Consider the following 13,496-nt stretch of genomic DNA (forward strand, 5'->3'; position numbering starts at 1 on the left):
TTGCCCTGGGAACTCCCGCTCAGTAACTTAGCCGCTAGGTAATTTGCTTCGCTAGGCCACCACGGCGGGACATGCTCATCGTGGGCCGCAGGGAATGGACACATTCCTGATATGTCCACTTCTTGGCTCGAAGGCTGAGCATGTCCCTGGGGATTACCACCCGCGCTCGCGCCATTCCGCAAGGTGTGGCCGCTCCGCACCGAGCGTGGTCGGATCTCCATGGCCCGGATGCACCACGGTGTCGTCGGGGTAGGCCTCGAACAGCCGTTCGCTCACGTCATTCAACAGCGACGTGAAGCGGGCAGCATCGTTCTGCGTGTTGCCAACTCCTCCGGGGAACAACGAGTCGCCGCTGAAAATGTGCGCGGGCCCTTCCGGGTCCAGGTACACATAGGCAATCGAACCCGGAGTGTGGCCGCGCAAGTGCACCGCGGTGATGTCGAAACCGTCGAACTTTCCTACATCGCCATGGTGCAGTTGCACGTCCACCGGCACGGGCAGCGCATCGGCGTCGTCCACTCCGGCCGAAGTCTTCGCGCCCGTGGCTTCCACCAACCCGGGAAGCGCGCGGACGTGATCCCAGTGCTGGTGCGTCGTGGCAATGAGGGCCAGCGCCGGTGCAGCGGTGGTGTCCGCGGCCGAGTCTTCGATCATCTGTTGGATGGCCGGAAGGTCGTCCGCGGCGTCGATCAGGAGCTGTGCACCGCTGGCCTTGGCGGTGAGCAGATACACGTTGTTGTTCATCTCGCTGACCGAGATTCGCCGGATGGTGATGTCACGCAGTGAATGAATGAGTGAGTCCATTCGACCACTCTACGGAAGCCGCGTGCGGCTCGCCGACTACTCGCGGCCCTGCGAAACCCAGGTGGGATCCGCGGACCGTGAGCCGACGACGGCGTCCGCGGCGCCGTCGAGCACGTCCAGTTGAGCGGCACTCAACTCGAGCGACAAGGCGCCCAGGTTCTCATCGATCCGGTGCGCTTTGCGTGTGCCGGGGATGGGGACCACGCTGAGCTCAAGGCGGCGGCCCTGCGCGAAAAGCCAGGCCAAAGCCACCTGGGCGGGAGTTGCATCCCGGCCGGTACTCTCGGACAGCTCGGCGGCCACGGCACGCACCGCGGCAACAACTGCCTGGTTGGCGTCGAGCGCGCCGTCCGCGAAACGGGGGATGCGGTGCCGGAAGTCGTTCTCACCGAGTTGCTCGGCGCTGACCGTTCCGGTGAGGAATCCCCGGCCAAGCGGCGAATAGGGTACGAAGCCGACACCCAGCTCTGCCGCAGCCGGGGCGACGTTGCGCTCAACGTCCCGGCTCCAGATCGACCACTCGCTCTGCACCGCTGCGATCGGGTGCACGGCGTTGGCTTCCCTCAGCTCCTCGGCTGTCACTTCCGACAGGCCAAGGTGCCGGACTTTGCCAGCCCGGACAAGCTCTGCCATGGCCTCCACGGTTTCCACAATCGGAACGCGGAGGTCGCGGCGGTGCATGTAGTAGAGGTCGATGACGTCGGTGCCCAGGCGGCGGAGGCTTGCTTCCGCCGCCTGGCCCACGTATGCGGTATCTCCCCGGACGTCGGTGTAGCCGTCGCGCGGGTTGCCTACGATGCCGAACTTGGTGGCCAACTGGACCTCGTCGCGTCGGTCCTCCAGCAGCTTCGCGATCAGTTCTTCGTTGTCGCCCGCGCCGTAGATATCGGCGGTGTCAATGAAGCTGATGCCGGCATCCACGGCGTGGTGCAGCGTCTTGAGGGATTCGGCGGGATCCACCTCGCCGTAAACGGGGGTCAAGGCCATCCCGCCGAAACCGAGGGGGCTCACGGTCAGGCCATCACCGAGTTGTACATTCGTGGTTTCCGGGCTCATGGTAGTTCTCCTTCGCCGAGTGTTCGTCTCACTGCTGCCAACTCCATGGGCAGGGGGAGTATTCCGCGCTTACCGCTGGGCCGGCTCAGTCACTTCTTCACGCTTCTCCGTGGGGAGGGCCTTCAACCCGGCCGCGCATCCAACGATTCCGGCAATGAACAGCAGCTTGAGCGGGCTGGCCGGTTCGACGCCGGTGGCCATCGCCCAGCCAACCGTCAGCGCAGCGCCGATCCCGACCCAGACGGCGTAGGCCGTGCCCAGAGGAATCCGCTTCACTGCGATGCCGAGTCCGATCATGCTAAGAGTCGCGGTGACGGCGAAGACAATAATGGGGAGGGCTTGGCTGAAGCCGTCCGACAGCCCGAGGGCTGTCGCCCACACAGCTTCGAGCACGGCGGAGGCCAGCAGAATAGCCCATGCGAACTTGGCGGTCATGGCTACGCCACCACCTTCAAGCCGACCACGCACACGCCGATTCCGGCGAGCAGGAGCAGCCGGGCCGCCGTCGGGCGCTCAACTTTGGTGATCATCGCGTAAGCCGCCGTGAGGACGACGCCGACTCCAACCCACACCGCATACGCGGTCCCGGTGGGGATGGATTGCATTACGAACGCCAGTCCGGCGGTGCTCGCGGTCACGCTGACGAGGAAGACAGCGGAGGGCAATGGCCGGCGGAAGCCTTTGGAGCGGTGGAGCGCTGCGGCCCAAACGGCTTCGAGCGCGCCGGACAGAATGAGGATTAACCACGACATGACGGATCCTTTGGCCAGTCTTGTCGCGTGCCGGGTACTGAACCGTCGTCCGGAGGTCCCTGTGCGGGCCTTCCTTCGAGGCTAGCAAAGCCCGACGCCGGGTGGCCAGCTTTGGTGGCGAGTCTCACCAAGGGACATGCGCAGTTGAGGGCTTTACCTAGGGACATGTCCAGTGCTGGGCTGGGGGAGTGGGCATGCCGCCGACGCCGCGAGGGACATGTCCAGTCTTCGGCTCAGCGAATGGGCATGTTGGCATTATGTCCAGTGCTGGGACCTAGGAGGGCGCATGCTCCACGCGGTCGATCGAGATGACGGCGAGGAATCCACGGCCCAGGATTTCCGGGCTGCGGGTGTCGGAACCTACTACTGCGTCGTAGCGGCCGAGTTCGACGGACCCGGTAGGTACGTCAGCGGCGGTTCCATGGGCTGAGCCGTTGGAGCCGGCCGAGCCTTCCGCAGACACATCCGAAGGCTCCGCGCCGGGACTAACAGAAGCCTTGCCCTCCAAAAGAACAGCCAGCTGGCCTTCGAATACCGGGTGTGCGCGCTTCTTGGAGAGCTCGATAATGGACGTGTACCCCTTGAATTCGCCGGCCCGGGCGATCACGTTGAGGTCCCGGATGTCGCCGGTGGGGAGTGCGCTGGTCGAAGCAGCCTCGCCCGAAAACCGGAATGGCCGGTACTTTTCCAACGGGTGCTCTTCGCCGTCCACCGCGAGCAGCAGCAATTCGCCGTCGATCACAGTAATGACTCGCTCCATGCCAGGGAACGTCGAGAATTCGCCGGCCGATCGGACGTCCGCGATGCTGACCCGCCAGTCCCACGCTCCGTCTTGCGCCGACGCCGCTTTCGGATGGCTGGCGATTTCGCGGGTCACCCCGCCTCCGTTGCGCCACGGTTCGGGTTTGAGCTCGGCAAAGCGGATGATCTCCATGAGCTCCAGCCTAGCCCGAGCGCATCGGCGGCCTGCTGAACGCCCGCGTAACATCCGTGCAACCTTGGTGCGGTTCAACAATCCCGGAGGCCCTTGCTAACGTCGTAGGGAGGTCAACGGTTGGAGGCGCGGAATGTTCGTCAAAGTGTGCGGTTTGAGCACGCCTGAATCCGTCCACGCTGCCGTCGAGTCCGGCGCGGACGCCGTGGGTTTCGTGCTGACGAAGAGCCCGCGCGAGGTATCGCCAAGCCGTGCCCGGGATTTGCTGGCGCATGTACCGGAAGGTGTTGCCGCCGTCGGAGTCTTCCGCCACGAAACAGCGGCCGACGCCCTCGCAACCGCGCGCGAGGCCGGCCTCGAGTGGGTCCAGCTCCACGGCAGCCGCTCGCCGGAAGACGTGGAAACCGTGCGCGACGCCGGCATGCGCCTCATCCGGGCCGTCACCATGGGTGCCGCTCAGGACGAGTTCGAGGAGTGGGGAGAGGACCTTCTCCTGATCGACGCCGCCGTGCCGGGTTCGGGTGAGGCGTGGGACTATTCCTCGGTCCGAAAGCTTGGCTTGGGCTCACGCCATTGGTTGTTGGCCGGAGGGTTGACCCCGTCCAATGTCGGAGCCGCCGCGCTCGAAGCCGAGGCTTGGGGCGTCGACGTGTCGAGCGGCGTGGAGTCCTCTCGCGGTGTCAAGGACCTCGACCTCGTTCGCGCCTTTGTCCAGGCCGCAAAAGCCTGACGCCCCCACCAAACGCACGAAACCCTTGACAGCCGCCGTCCGGCGTCGCATATTTAATGCATCGGTTAATTAGCCGATCAGTTAAATACGAAGGCACCAGTGATGTCCACCGACCGCCTCAGTCTCATCTTCTCGGCACTTGCCGACCCCACCCGTAGGGCCATTCTGGCCCGGCTTTCGGAGGGTGAGGCCACCGTGAACGAGCTTGCCGAACCGTTCGACATCAGCCTTCCCGCCGTCTCCCGGCATCTCAAGGTCCTGGAAAATGCGGGACTGATCAGCCGGAGCCGGAATGCGCAATGGCGGTCTTCCAAGTTGGAAGCGGAACCGCTGCGCGAAGCCACCGAATGGATGGACGGATACAGGCGCTTCTGGGATGCCAGTTTCATCCGCCTCGACGCCCACCTACGCAAAATTCAGCACGATTCACAGGATCCAGGAGTCAAGCAATGAACACGGAACAGCACATCCTCACCATGACCCGCGAATTCGAGGCCCCGCGCGAGCTCGTCTTCCAAGCTTTCGTGGACCCCGATCAGCTTGCCGCATGGTTCGGGCCGGTCGGCGTCGATTCGCCCCGCGAGCGGATCGCCGTCGACCCCCGGGTGGGCGGAGTCTGGCAACTCGTCATGACGTGGGACGAGAACGGCGTCGCCAAGGAATCACCCATCGACGCGGTCATCACCGCGTACGATCCGCCCGCCCTACTGGTCGCCACCCAGAAAGCCGAGCCCGACGCCGGGATCACACTTTTGCTGGAAATGCGCCTTGAGTTCGAGGTGCTGGATGGCGGCCGTACGCGACTTCATCTCACCCAAGGTCCCTTCGACTCCGACGAATGGGTGGACATGACCCGCGAGGGATGGGGCACCTCGTTCACCAAACTGGACACATTGCTGGCGCGGGAATAGGGAAGCCGTCCAAAAGACGGCCGAAGTCAACTTGGAAGGTCCAGGCCCATTCGGGCTACACTCCACGGCGGGGACAGAATGCCATTGCTCCGGCGGCCGAACGGTTCCGGAGACAGACGATCAAGCAGAATGCGACCTTTGAAAATCCTTCCCAAAGCCCTTAATAGCCCTCTTCGATACCTGACAGTCGCGCTCTTCGCCGCACTGGCGCTGTCCGGCTGCTCCACCCAGGGAGGGGGCTCCGCCGCGGCGGCAACGCCGTCGTCCTCTTCGGCGGGCGACACCGCACCCGCAAGTGCCAGCCCAACTCCATCATCAGGTCCATTCGGAGGCTTCGCATCGGCAGCCGACATGTGTTCCACCATCTCTCAGGAGGCCACGGGAGCTTCGTTGCTGCCGATGTCGGCGGCGCAGGGAAAGACCGCCGAGCTGGAGCAATACAAGACCGAGCTTGCCGCCACGGCGGATCGCGTCCCGGATGCGCTCAAGGCTGATTTCACCAATCTCAAGGACATCGCAATCGCGGGCTTGAAAGACCAAACCGTCTACTCGAGTGGCAAGTTCGAAAAGGCGATGGCTCCCGTCACCGCCTGGCTGAGCGCCAACTGCAAGTAATCCTTTTATCCACTTAAGCGAATGAACGGGTAGCGCGGTCCCGGTGCCGCGGCAAGAATGGCTTCATGCAACTGCCAGTCATGCCCCCTGTCGCGCCCATGCTTGCCAAGGCGGTCGGCGCCGTCCCCGACGGCGCCATGAGTTACGAGCCTAAATGGGATGGTTTCCGCTCCATCGTTTTTCGTGACGGTGACAACGTTGAAATCGGTAGTCGCAACGAGAAGTCCATGAACCGGTACTTCCCGGAGCTCATCGAGGCGTTGAAGGCAAACCTGCCGGAACGCTGCGTCCTCGACGGCGAGATCATTTTGGTGGACAAATCCGGTGACCGCCTTGACTTTGAAGCCCTCCAGCAACGCATCCATCCGGCAGCCAGCAGGGTCAAGCTGTTGTCCGAGCAGACGCCGGCGAAATTCGTGGCCTTTGACCTGCTCGCCCTTGGCGATGAGGACTTCACGGGACGGCCCTTCGCCGAGCGGCGGGCAGCGCTTGAACAAGCACTCGCAGACGCCGCGGCTCCCATCCACCTCACTGCGGCAACGCGGGACAAGGGCACGGCGGAGCAGTGGTTCAAGCAGTTCGAGGGCGCAGGCCTCGACGGCCTGCTCGCCAAGCCGCTGGATGGTACCTACCAACCGGACAAGCGCGTGATGTTCAAGGTCAAACACCAGCGGACCGCCGACTGCGTTGTGGCCGGCTACCGCGTTCATAAGACCGGTGATGACCTTATTGGTTCGCTCTTGTTGGGGCTTTATGACGACGGCGGCCGGCTGTCCAACGTGGGCGTGGTGGGATCCTTCTCGATGCAAAGACGCAAGGAACTGTTCGACGAACTCCAACCCCTCGTGACCGGGTTCGATGGGCATCCCTGGGCGCGGGCCGAGCAGGAGGAAGGCAGTCGGACCCCCCGGAACGCAGAAGGCAGCCGTTGGAGCGCAGGGAAGGACCTGTCGTTCACGCCCCTGCGGCCCGAACTCGTTGTGGAAGTGGCTTACGACCATATGGAAGGGGAGCGGTTCAGGCACACCACGCAGTTCGTGCGGTGGCGGCCGGACAGGGAGCCGGAGTCGTGCACCTATGAGCAGCTTGAGGAACCCGTAAAGTTCGATTTGTCAGCGGTCCTGGATACAGGAAAACCGTAAATCAGGGGGATTTCAGGGCGAACCCCTAGGCCCAGGCCGCATCCAGCAAGGGACAATGGAAGATATGAAAACGCTGCTCAACATCATCTGGCTTGTTTGTGGTGGCTTCGTTCTGGCCTTGGGATACTTCATGGCCGGAATCGTCTGCTGCTTGTTGATCGTCACCATCCCGTGGGGCATTGCGTCGTTCCGGATTGCCTCCTACACGCTGTGGCCGTTTGGTCGCATGGTCGTGGACAAGCCCGGGAGCGCGGGCGTCTTTACCCTCTTGGGCAACGTCATCTGGTTGCTGGTTGCAGGCATTTGGATCGCGATCGGGCACGTGGTCACGGCCTTCGCCATGGCTATCACTATCGTCGGGATCCCGCTGGCCATCGCCAACCTGAAGCTCATCCCGGTATCGCTTATGCCGCTGGGCAAGCAGATCGTGCCTAGCAACCGCCCGTTCGTCAGCACTTACCACTAGCCCTGCGGCGCCGGCCACCCGGCGTCGCGCGTCAGGCGCCATGGACCGTTCCGGAGTAGCGTAGGCCCTGTCTGCGCTGCCTCCCCTCGAAAGGAACAGTCCATGTCCGCCGCCAGGAACACTGTTGCCAGGAACATCGTCGCCACCCTCAAAGCGAACAACGTCCAGCGCGTCTACGGGATCCCAGGGGATTCCCTGAACGGATTCACGGACGCGCTGAGGGAGGAAGAGGGCATCCGCTGGGTGCACGTCCGCCATGAGGAAGCCGCCGCGTTGGCAGCCGCAGCCGAGGCGGGCCTCACGGATGAACTCGCGGTGTGCGCCGGATCCTGCGGCCCCGGCAACCTGCACCTGATCAACGGCCTCTATGACGCCAACAAGTCAAGGGTTCCCGTGCTGGCCATCGCCGCCCACATTCCGAGCGAAGAGATCGGCAGCCAGTACTTCCAGGAGACACATCCCCAGGAGTTGTTCCGGGAGTGCAGCGTCTATGTCGAACACGTCGCCCATCCTTCCCAGATGCCCAGGGTCTTGGAAATCGCGATGCGGACGGCGGTCGAGAAGCGGGGCGTCGCCGTCGTCGTGATTCCCGGCGACGTGGCCCTCGCGGAGGCGCAGAGCGACCGGACCGCCGTGATCCGGGCCGCCCGGCCGGAGATCCGGCCCAACCCCCGGGAACTCGCCGAGGCGGCGGGCATTCTCAACTCGGCCGGCAAAGTCACCATCCTGGCCGGTGCCGGCACCGCGGGCGCGCACGCCGAGGTCATGGCTCTGGCCGACGCACTGGGGGCGCCGATTGTCCACGCGATGCGCGGCAAGGAGCACATCGAGTACGACAACCCGTTCGACGTCGGCATGACCGGCCTTCTGGGGTTCAGTTCCGGCTACCGCGCGATGGAGAGCTGCGAGGCCCTGCTCATGCTGGGCACCGATTTTCCGTACCAGCAGTTCTACCCGGAGAACGCAAAGATCATCCAGGTGGATATCAGGGGCGAACAGCTTGGCCGGCGGTCCCGGATCGATCTTGGCCTGGTGGGCACGGTCAAGGACACTGCGGCCTCGCTCCTGCCGCTGATTGAGCGCAAGGCGAAACGCACACACCTGAGTACCTCGCTCAAGCACTACGCCAAGTCGCGCGCCAAACTCGATGACCTGGCTTCTCCGGCCAAGGACGGCCAGCCGATCCACCCGCAATTCGTGGGCAGGCTCGTGGATGAGTTGGCGGCCCCGGACGCGGTTTTCACGTGCGACGTCGGGTCCCCCACCGTGTGGGCGGCCCGGTACCTGAGCATGAATGGCCGACGCCGGCTGCTCGGTTCGTTCAACCACGGAACCATGGCCAATGCGTTGTCGCACGGAATCGGTGCGGCGGCCGCGTACCCTGGACGCCAAGTGGTGGCCCTGGCCGGCGACGGCGGCCTGACCATGCTGTTGGGCGAACTGATCACCTTGGTGCAGAACAAGCTCCCGGTCAAAGTGGTGGTCTTCAACAACTCCTCGCTGAACTTCGTGGAGCTCGAAATGAAGGCCGCGGGCTTCGTCAATTTCGGCACGGACTTGGAGAACCCGGATTTCGCCAAACTCGCTGAATCCCTGGGAATCCGTGGCATCCGGGTGGACGACTCCTCCGGGCTGAAAGCGGGACTGGCTGAAGCCTTCGCCCACGACGGTCCAGCCCTCATTGACGTCCGCACGGCCCGGCAGGAACTGTCGATTCCGCCGGCGATCAGTGCCGAACAGGTTAAAGGCTTCACGCTCTACGCGATCCGGACGGTCCTCTCCGGCCGCGGCGACCAGCTCATCGACCTCGCCAAGACCAACATCCGCCAGATCTTCTGAACCGAACCCCGGAGTACTAGCTGGCCGTCACGGCTCCGGTGCGCAGATCGAAACTGAAGCTGCGCTCGGTGACGCGTGCCCCGCCGTCGTACGCCACCGCGAAAGTCAGCTCAAGCGAGTCCCGCGCCAGATCCTCCGTGGTGACCGTGTACACCGGCGTGAAGTACAGCGCTTCCGCGCCCGGTACAAGATCGGCGGGCGGGAAGTCCGCCGGGTTCGCATGCGGTCCCCGGAGTACGACGCCGGACGCCGCTTGGGTGCCGAGGTTGCGGGCGCGTCCGGTGAAGGCGAGGATGTCCCCGGCTTTGTAGCCCGGAATGATGGGTCCGTAGTTGAGGTCCTGGGCTTCGCGGGTTCCGAGGATCTGCGCCTGCTCCGCTGAGTAGCCTTGGCCGATTTCCTTCCAGGTCTGCACGTCCCAGTCACCGTCGTTGTCCGCGGCGATGACGTGGAACTCGCCGGCGTTCCGCCACACCGCGGGTCGGCCGGGGGTGATGGAGCGCAGTTCCATGTGAAACTCGAGGCCGTCGGGCCGGGTTTCAAGCGATCCCGTCGGGCCTACTGGGCCTGAAAGCTGTCCTGTCAGCTGCTCCACCGGCACGGAAACGAACACGATCTCGCGGTATCCCTGCCGCTCGTACAAGACGCCAACGTTGCCATCCGGGAGCCGCGCGGCCGTCGAGTACGCCGAGCTGCCCTCGCACAGGACCAGCTTGGCGGGCCAGCTGGCCCCGTTGTCCGTGGAGAGGCTGAGGACCGTATTGCGTCGCAAGGAAGTGTCCTGGTTGTTGCTCGCGAGCAACCAGGTGTTGGTGGCCGGGGTGGCGAGCGAAGCCACATTCGGCAGGCCATCGAAGCGGACAAGCGAGCCGTTGTCGCTCGGGTCGGGGAGGTCTTCGACCGGTTCCAGCTGGCTCCACGTCTCGCCGCCATCAGGGGAGATTGCCGCCAGCCGCCGGGGAGTGGCTCGCGAGTGCAGCAGGAGGCGGCCGTCGTCCAGGCAAGCGACCTTGTTCTCGTTGGGGCCGACCCAGCCCTGACCCTTTCCGATCAGCGATCCGAGCGTCCAGTTCTCACCGTGATCGTCGCTGTACGCCGAAGCCGCCATGATTTCGCCGTCCACGAGGACGACGAATTGTTGCACCAGGCGTCCGGCCAACGGACCGGCGTGCATCTGGATTCCCTGCCCGGCCGCGGCGAAGATCCCCGTGATGCCGCGGTCTGGGGCACCGGCGCGGGCGCCCGCAACACCGCCCGGCTTGAGCTGACCGGTGAGCCGCCGATGCTCCCAGGTGACGCCGTCGTCGTCGGAAAAGCTGACGTCGCAGTGCTGCACGTCGTCATCCGGTTCCAGCCCGGCCACCGCCTCAAAGAAGCCGGCATGCGTCCCGGCGGCGTGGAACATGAAAATCCGCCCGGTCACGGCGTCCACCAGGAGGCTCGGATCGCCGTATCCGTTGAGACCCGCGCCGCTGCGGACCACCTGCTGCTCCTCCCAACTGCGGCCATTGTCCGTGCTGCGCCGGAGCAGGAGGTCGATCGGATTGGGGAGGTCGTCCAGGTTTGGCCTGCCGTCATAGGCGGCGAGCACCGTCCCCGCCGTCGAGACGGCCAGCGCAGGGATGCGGTACTGGCGGTAGCCTCCCGTGCCGCGCACCGCCAGGACGTGCTCGACGTCGGGACGGGCTTGGGGTAGTGCGGCACCATTGCGCTGAAGGTAGGAGGTCACACCTCCATGATACGAGAGGACGCCTTCGGCCCCGCGCCTTCCGAGCAGAACCGGCGTCCGGGCTCAGTAGTGTGGACAGGATTTTCACCATCGTGGTCTTTCCTGCTCCGTTGGAGCCAAGAAGGGCGAAGATGGTGCCCGGTTCCACGTCGAAGTCCACGCCGCGGAGCACGCGCAGTTCCTTGTAGGACTTTTCGATGGCACGCACGCGGATCGGCGTTCCGTCCGCGGCGCTCTGTTCGAAGAGATCGGTGAGATCGCCGAGCAAGGACTCAAGGACGCCGGAACGCGCCGTCCCTCAACAGGGCCACGGTGGTCCCGGCGTCGAGTTCTGCGGCGATCTCGACGTCGTCCGCGTACCCTGCGCCGATCAACTCACGGCCGCTGGAGCAGCCTCGCAGAACGTCATGGAGCCTGGGTTCGGCAGCGTTGTAGACCGCCATCGCGGCCTCGGCCTCCGGAGCGAAGCCTTGCTTTCCGTCTTCCGGGGTGAAGCCGCCTCGCCCTGCGGCAGCGAGCCCGGCAATGAAGGCGCCGGCCCCGATCTGATCCTCCACGGCGGGCCGGAGCGAACGGCTGGGCCAGAGCTCGCCGGCCGCGATCACCGCCACCACCGCATCCGGGGGTAGTTCGGATGCCACCCAATCCGCGGTGGCCGCTGCGTTGCGAAGTGAGACGGCTGCGATGAGCGGGATTTCCCGGGCGAGACCATATGCGATGGAAGACCCGTTGGGTGAAGGCAGGACGACCCGGCTCAAGTTCCGCGCGTCCCGCAGGCTCGACGGCGAGAGGCTCAGTCCACCGCCGCCTCGCGGACCAGCCAGCTGGGCATCGTGGTGGGCGGCGAAATCTTCGGCCCCGGCGTCCTTCCACGGGTACGGGAAAACCACGGCACCACGATCGACGGCGACGCTGACACAGGTGGTGAAAGAAAGGATGTCAACCACGACGGCGAGGTCCGCCCCGGACGCAATGGAACGGGCGCCGTCGAACCCCCACTCAAACCTCACGGTGAACGGAAGCTGCCGGTGCACCGTCCCCGCCATGGTCATGACAGTTCGGCCTCCAGGTTGCGGCGGGCGGCGTCCAGCCACAGGCTCTTCGCTCGTTCGCTGTGGAAGAGCGGGTCCAGGGCAAGCAGTTGGCGGACGACGGCGGCCCGGCCTGCGGCGAAGTCGGCATCGCTGACGTGGGCGTAGTCCTCGCGGACGGCGGCCAGGTAGCGGGCGTATGCCGCGGGTTCGGCGCCGAGGACGGACAGATCGGCGTCGCACAAGAGGGCGCCGGCGTGGTCTCCCGGTTCGGGGCTGTGGGTGGAGGTCAGCCTGACCAGCCGGGCAACGTCATCGATCACTGGCCCGGGAAGGCCCGCAATGGCCAAGCGGTCCTCGGCCAGCCTGGCTGATTGCTCTTCGTCCTGCCCGGCGATTCCCTCGTAGACGGCGTCGTGGAACCAAGCGGCCAAAGTCACCGAGTGCGCAGGCGTTCTGGGTTCGCTGAGGAGGTCAAGGGCTTCCAGGACCGCCAGCAAATGCGTGCGGCTGTGGTACTTCCGATGGTCCTCGCCCCAGCGTTCGAGGAGCTCAAAACCCAGCTCCTCATGCCCCGGAAGCGTCGAATTCCAGCGCTCAAGCAAGGGCACTGTGAGCGACACGCTGCGTTGGCGGGCAGGAATCCGCAAGCCGCTCGCGATCAGTTTCCGCACAAGAATGCGCGCCTCCACAGGAATGGCGCCTGCGGACAAGAGGTCCTGGTAGCGGCGTTCCGGGACGTCGTAATGGTCGCCGTCAAAGGCGCGCTCGGGAATCCCCGCTGCGTCGGCGAAGGCATGCAGTTCCTCGAGCGACGTGTCCGAGACGAGGTGCGAAAACACGGTCCCGTGCGCGGGCCACAGAGGCGGATCGACGTAGACAGCCATGGCCGGCGCCTGGGAACTAGGAGTTTTTCCGGGTGGCTACCGCCGAGAGCGCGGCCAGGCCTTTTTCAAAGTCGCCGCCCACCATCTTTTCCATGTTCATGAACAGGGCGAAGATTTTGCCGAGGCCTTTGTTCTCACCGGCCATTGTCCAGGTGACGCGGGTACCGTCCCCTTCGGGCACGAACGTGAACCCCGTGGGGTTGACGGCCTTCATTGGCTTGGTGAATTCGAGGCGGATGTCGATCTTGCCTGGCTCCTCCGAGCCGACGATTTCCATGGTCCCGGTGCCGGCCTTGTTGTTGCCGCTCCAGGCATACTTGGCTCCGACGCCGGATTCGTTGCCCGAGTAGCTGCGGCTCAGCTGGGGGTCGACCGCCTCCCACGGAGACCATTTGGTCCACTCGTGGAAGTTGTTGACGAAGGGGAAGATGTCCGAGGGCGTGGCGGGGATCAGCGCATTGCGAGTGACTGTGAAGGGTGCCATGTGCATATCGTACGGCTTTGTCGGGAGCGTGGGTGCGGGCCGGGAGCTGCGTCCCGGCACGCAGCTCACGGCCCGGACCCGCGATTTCGACGCGGCGGGGGACGCCGCGCCGGAAT

General features: G+C 64.9%; 16 protein-coding genes, 1 pseudogene and 1 riboswitch. Of the genes and pseudogenes, 7 read left to right on the forward strand and 10 right to left on the reverse strand.

Annotated elements, in window-relative coordinates:
• Positions 1-153: 153 nt before the first annotated feature.
• The 5 genes from BMF89_RS12595 to BMF89_RS12615 form a co-directional block, all read right to left on the reverse strand.
• A complete protein-coding gene (locus BMF89_RS12595) occupies positions 154-804 on the reverse strand; it encodes an MBL fold metallo-hydrolase (RefSeq protein ID WP_078107450.1) in 651 nt (216 codons plus the stop codon).
• Positions 805-840: 36 nt separating this feature from the next.
• Complete coding sequence (locus BMF89_RS12600) at positions 841-1,860, reverse strand: aldo/keto reductase (RefSeq protein ID WP_078107451.1); 1,020 nt, start codon at positions 1,858-1,860, stop codon at positions 841-843.
• Between the two features lie 69 nt (positions 1,861-1,929).
• Positions 1,930-2,295: a multidrug efflux SMR transporter gene (locus BMF89_RS12605; protein ID WP_078107452.1), complete on the reverse strand. Its 366-nt coding sequence runs from the start codon at positions 2,293-2,295 to the stop codon at positions 1,930-1,932.
• Between the two features lie 2 nt (positions 2,296-2,297).
• Entirely contained in the window at positions 2,298-2,612 is a 315-nt protein-coding gene (locus BMF89_RS12610) for a multidrug efflux SMR transporter (RefSeq protein WP_078107453.1), read from the reverse strand.
• 9 nt (positions 2,613-2,621) lie between these two features.
• Positions 2,622-2,687: riboswitch (guanidine-III (ykkC-III) riboswitch) on the reverse strand.
• Between the two features lie 199 nt (positions 2,688-2,886).
• Complete coding sequence (locus BMF89_RS12615) at positions 2,887-3,546, reverse strand: HutD family protein (protein ID WP_078107454.1); 660 nt, start codon at positions 3,544-3,546, stop codon at positions 2,887-2,889.
• Between the two features lie 133 nt (positions 3,547-3,679).
• Between BMF89_RS12615 and BMF89_RS12620 the strand changes: the two genes are divergently transcribed.
• The 7 genes from BMF89_RS12620 to poxB all read left to right on the forward strand — a co-directional run bounded on the left by BMF89_RS12620 (position 3,680) and on the right by poxB (position 9,249).
• Positions 3,680-4,276, forward strand: a complete 597-nt coding sequence (locus tag BMF89_RS12620) for a phosphoribosylanthranilate isomerase (RefSeq protein WP_078107455.1) — start codon at positions 3,680-3,682, stop codon at positions 4,274-4,276.
• Between the two features lie 102 nt (positions 4,277-4,378).
• Positions 4,379-4,729, forward strand: a complete 351-nt coding sequence (locus BMF89_RS12625) for a metalloregulator ArsR/SmtB family transcription factor (protein ID WP_078107456.1) — start codon at positions 4,379-4,381, stop codon at positions 4,727-4,729.
• On the forward strand, positions 4,726-5,187 hold the full coding sequence (locus BMF89_RS12630) for an SRPBCC domain-containing protein (protein ID WP_078107457.1): 462 nt from the start codon (positions 4,726-4,728) through the stop codon (positions 5,185-5,187). The genes BMF89_RS12625 and BMF89_RS12630 overlap by 4 nt, the downstream gene beginning before the upstream one ends.
• Positions 5,188-5,325: 138 nt before the next feature.
• On the forward strand, positions 5,326-5,802 hold the full coding sequence (locus BMF89_RS12635; RefSeq protein ID WP_253190808.1) for a hypothetical protein: 477 nt from the start codon (positions 5,326-5,328) through the stop codon (positions 5,800-5,802).
• A 65-nt stretch (positions 5,803-5,867) separates the two neighbouring features.
• Entirely contained in the window at positions 5,868-6,944 is a 1,077-nt protein-coding gene (locus BMF89_RS12640) for an ATP-dependent DNA ligase (protein ID WP_078107459.1), read from the forward strand.
• Between the two features lie 64 nt (positions 6,945-7,008).
• A complete protein-coding gene (locus BMF89_RS12645; protein WP_078107460.1) occupies positions 7,009-7,410 on the forward strand; it encodes a YccF domain-containing protein in 402 nt (133 codons plus the stop codon).
• Between the two features lie 102 nt (positions 7,411-7,512).
• Complete coding sequence (poxB, locus tag BMF89_RS12650; RefSeq protein ID WP_078107461.1) at positions 7,513-9,249, forward strand: ubiquinone-dependent pyruvate dehydrogenase; 1,737 nt, start codon at positions 7,513-7,515, stop codon at positions 9,247-9,249.
• A 16-nt stretch (positions 9,250-9,265) separates the two neighbouring features.
• Here the strand turns inward: poxB and BMF89_RS12655 are convergent, their stop codons facing one another.
• The 5 genes and pseudogenes from BMF89_RS12655 to BMF89_RS12675 form a co-directional block, all read right to left on the reverse strand.
• The gene (locus tag BMF89_RS12655) at positions 9,266-10,978 is read right to left on the reverse strand and encodes a sialidase family protein (RefSeq protein WP_078107462.1); all 1,713 of its coding nucleotides are present in this window, start codon (positions 10,976-10,978) and stop codon (positions 9,266-9,268) included.
• Between the two features lie 43 nt (positions 10,979-11,021).
• Positions 11,022-11,156: pseudogene (locus BMF89_RS12660) on the reverse strand (ATP-binding cassette domain-containing protein); the annotation flags it as partial.
• A gap of 94 nt (positions 11,157-11,250) precedes the next feature.
• Positions 11,251-12,030: a 2-phosphosulfolactate phosphatase gene (locus BMF89_RS12665; RefSeq protein WP_078107463.1), complete on the reverse strand. Its 780-nt coding sequence runs from the start codon at positions 12,028-12,030 to the stop codon at positions 11,251-11,253.
• Complete coding sequence (locus BMF89_RS12670; RefSeq protein ID WP_078107464.1) at positions 12,027-12,896, reverse strand: DUF4031 domain-containing protein; 870 nt, start codon at positions 12,894-12,896, stop codon at positions 12,027-12,029. Before BMF89_RS12670 ends, BMF89_RS12665 begins: the two co-directional genes overlap by 4 nt.
• Before the next feature lie 16 nt (positions 12,897-12,912).
• Positions 12,913-13,380, reverse strand: coding sequence for an SRPBCC family protein (locus BMF89_RS12675; RefSeq protein ID WP_078107465.1), 468 nt, complete (start codon positions 13,378-13,380; stop codon positions 12,913-12,915).
• Positions 13,381-13,496: the final 116 nt, after the last annotated feature.

It is taken from the genome of Arthrobacter sp. SRS-W-1-2016, from assembly GCF_002009585.1.
GTDB classification, from domain to species: domain Bacteria; phylum Actinomycetota; class Actinomycetes; order Actinomycetales; family Micrococcaceae; genus Arthrobacter; species Arthrobacter bambusae_A.

What these genes read in the sequence shown, in the direction of transcription:
- BMF89_RS12595 (WP_078107450.1), bottom strand. Translation starts at nt 804, where the DNA reads ATGGACTCACTCATTCATTCACTGCGTGACATCACCATCCGGCGAATC.
- BMF89_RS12600 (WP_078107451.1), bottom strand. Translation starts at nt 1,860, where the DNA reads ATGAGCCCGGAAACCACGAATGTACAACTCGGTGATGGCCTGACCGTG.
- BMF89_RS12605 (WP_078107452.1), bottom strand. Translation starts at nt 2,295, where the DNA reads ATGACCGCCAAGTTCGCATGGGCTATTCTGCTGGCCTCCGCCGTGCTC.
- BMF89_RS12610 (WP_078107453.1), bottom strand. Translation starts at nt 2,612, where the DNA reads ATGTCGTGGTTAATCCTCATTCTGTCCGGCGCGCTCGAAGCCGTTTGG.
- BMF89_RS12615 (WP_078107454.1), bottom strand. Translation starts at nt 3,546, where the DNA reads ATGGAGATCATCCGCTTTGCCGAGCTCAAACCCGAACCGTGGCGCAAC.
- BMF89_RS12620 (WP_078107455.1), top strand. Translation starts at nt 3,680, where the DNA reads ATGTTCGTCAAAGTGTGCGGTTTGAGCACGCCTGAATCCGTCCACGCT.
- BMF89_RS12625 (WP_078107456.1), top strand. Translation starts at nt 4,379, where the DNA reads ATGTCCACCGACCGCCTCAGTCTCATCTTCTCGGCACTTGCCGACCCC.
- BMF89_RS12630 (WP_078107457.1), top strand. Translation starts at nt 4,726, where the DNA reads ATGAACACGGAACAGCACATCCTCACCATGACCCGCGAATTCGAGGCC.
- BMF89_RS12640 (WP_078107459.1), top strand. Translation starts at nt 5,868, where the DNA reads ATGCAACTGCCAGTCATGCCCCCTGTCGCGCCCATGCTTGCCAAGGCG.
- BMF89_RS12645 (WP_078107460.1), top strand. Translation starts at nt 7,009, where the DNA reads ATGAAAACGCTGCTCAACATCATCTGGCTTGTTTGTGGTGGCTTCGTT.
- poxB (WP_078107461.1), top strand. Translation starts at nt 7,513, where the DNA reads ATGTCCGCCGCCAGGAACACTGTTGCCAGGAACATCGTCGCCACCCTC.
- BMF89_RS12665 (WP_078107463.1), bottom strand. Translation starts at nt 12,030, where the DNA reads ATGACCATGGCGGGGACGGTGCACCGGCAGCTTCCGTTCACCGTGAGG.
- BMF89_RS12670 (WP_078107464.1), bottom strand. Translation starts at nt 12,896, where the DNA reads ATGGCTGTCTACGTCGATCCGCCTCTGTGGCCCGCGCACGGGACCGTG.
- BMF89_RS12675 (WP_078107465.1), bottom strand. Translation starts at nt 13,380, where the DNA reads ATGGCACCCTTCACAGTCACTCGCAATGCGCTGATCCCCGCCACGCCC.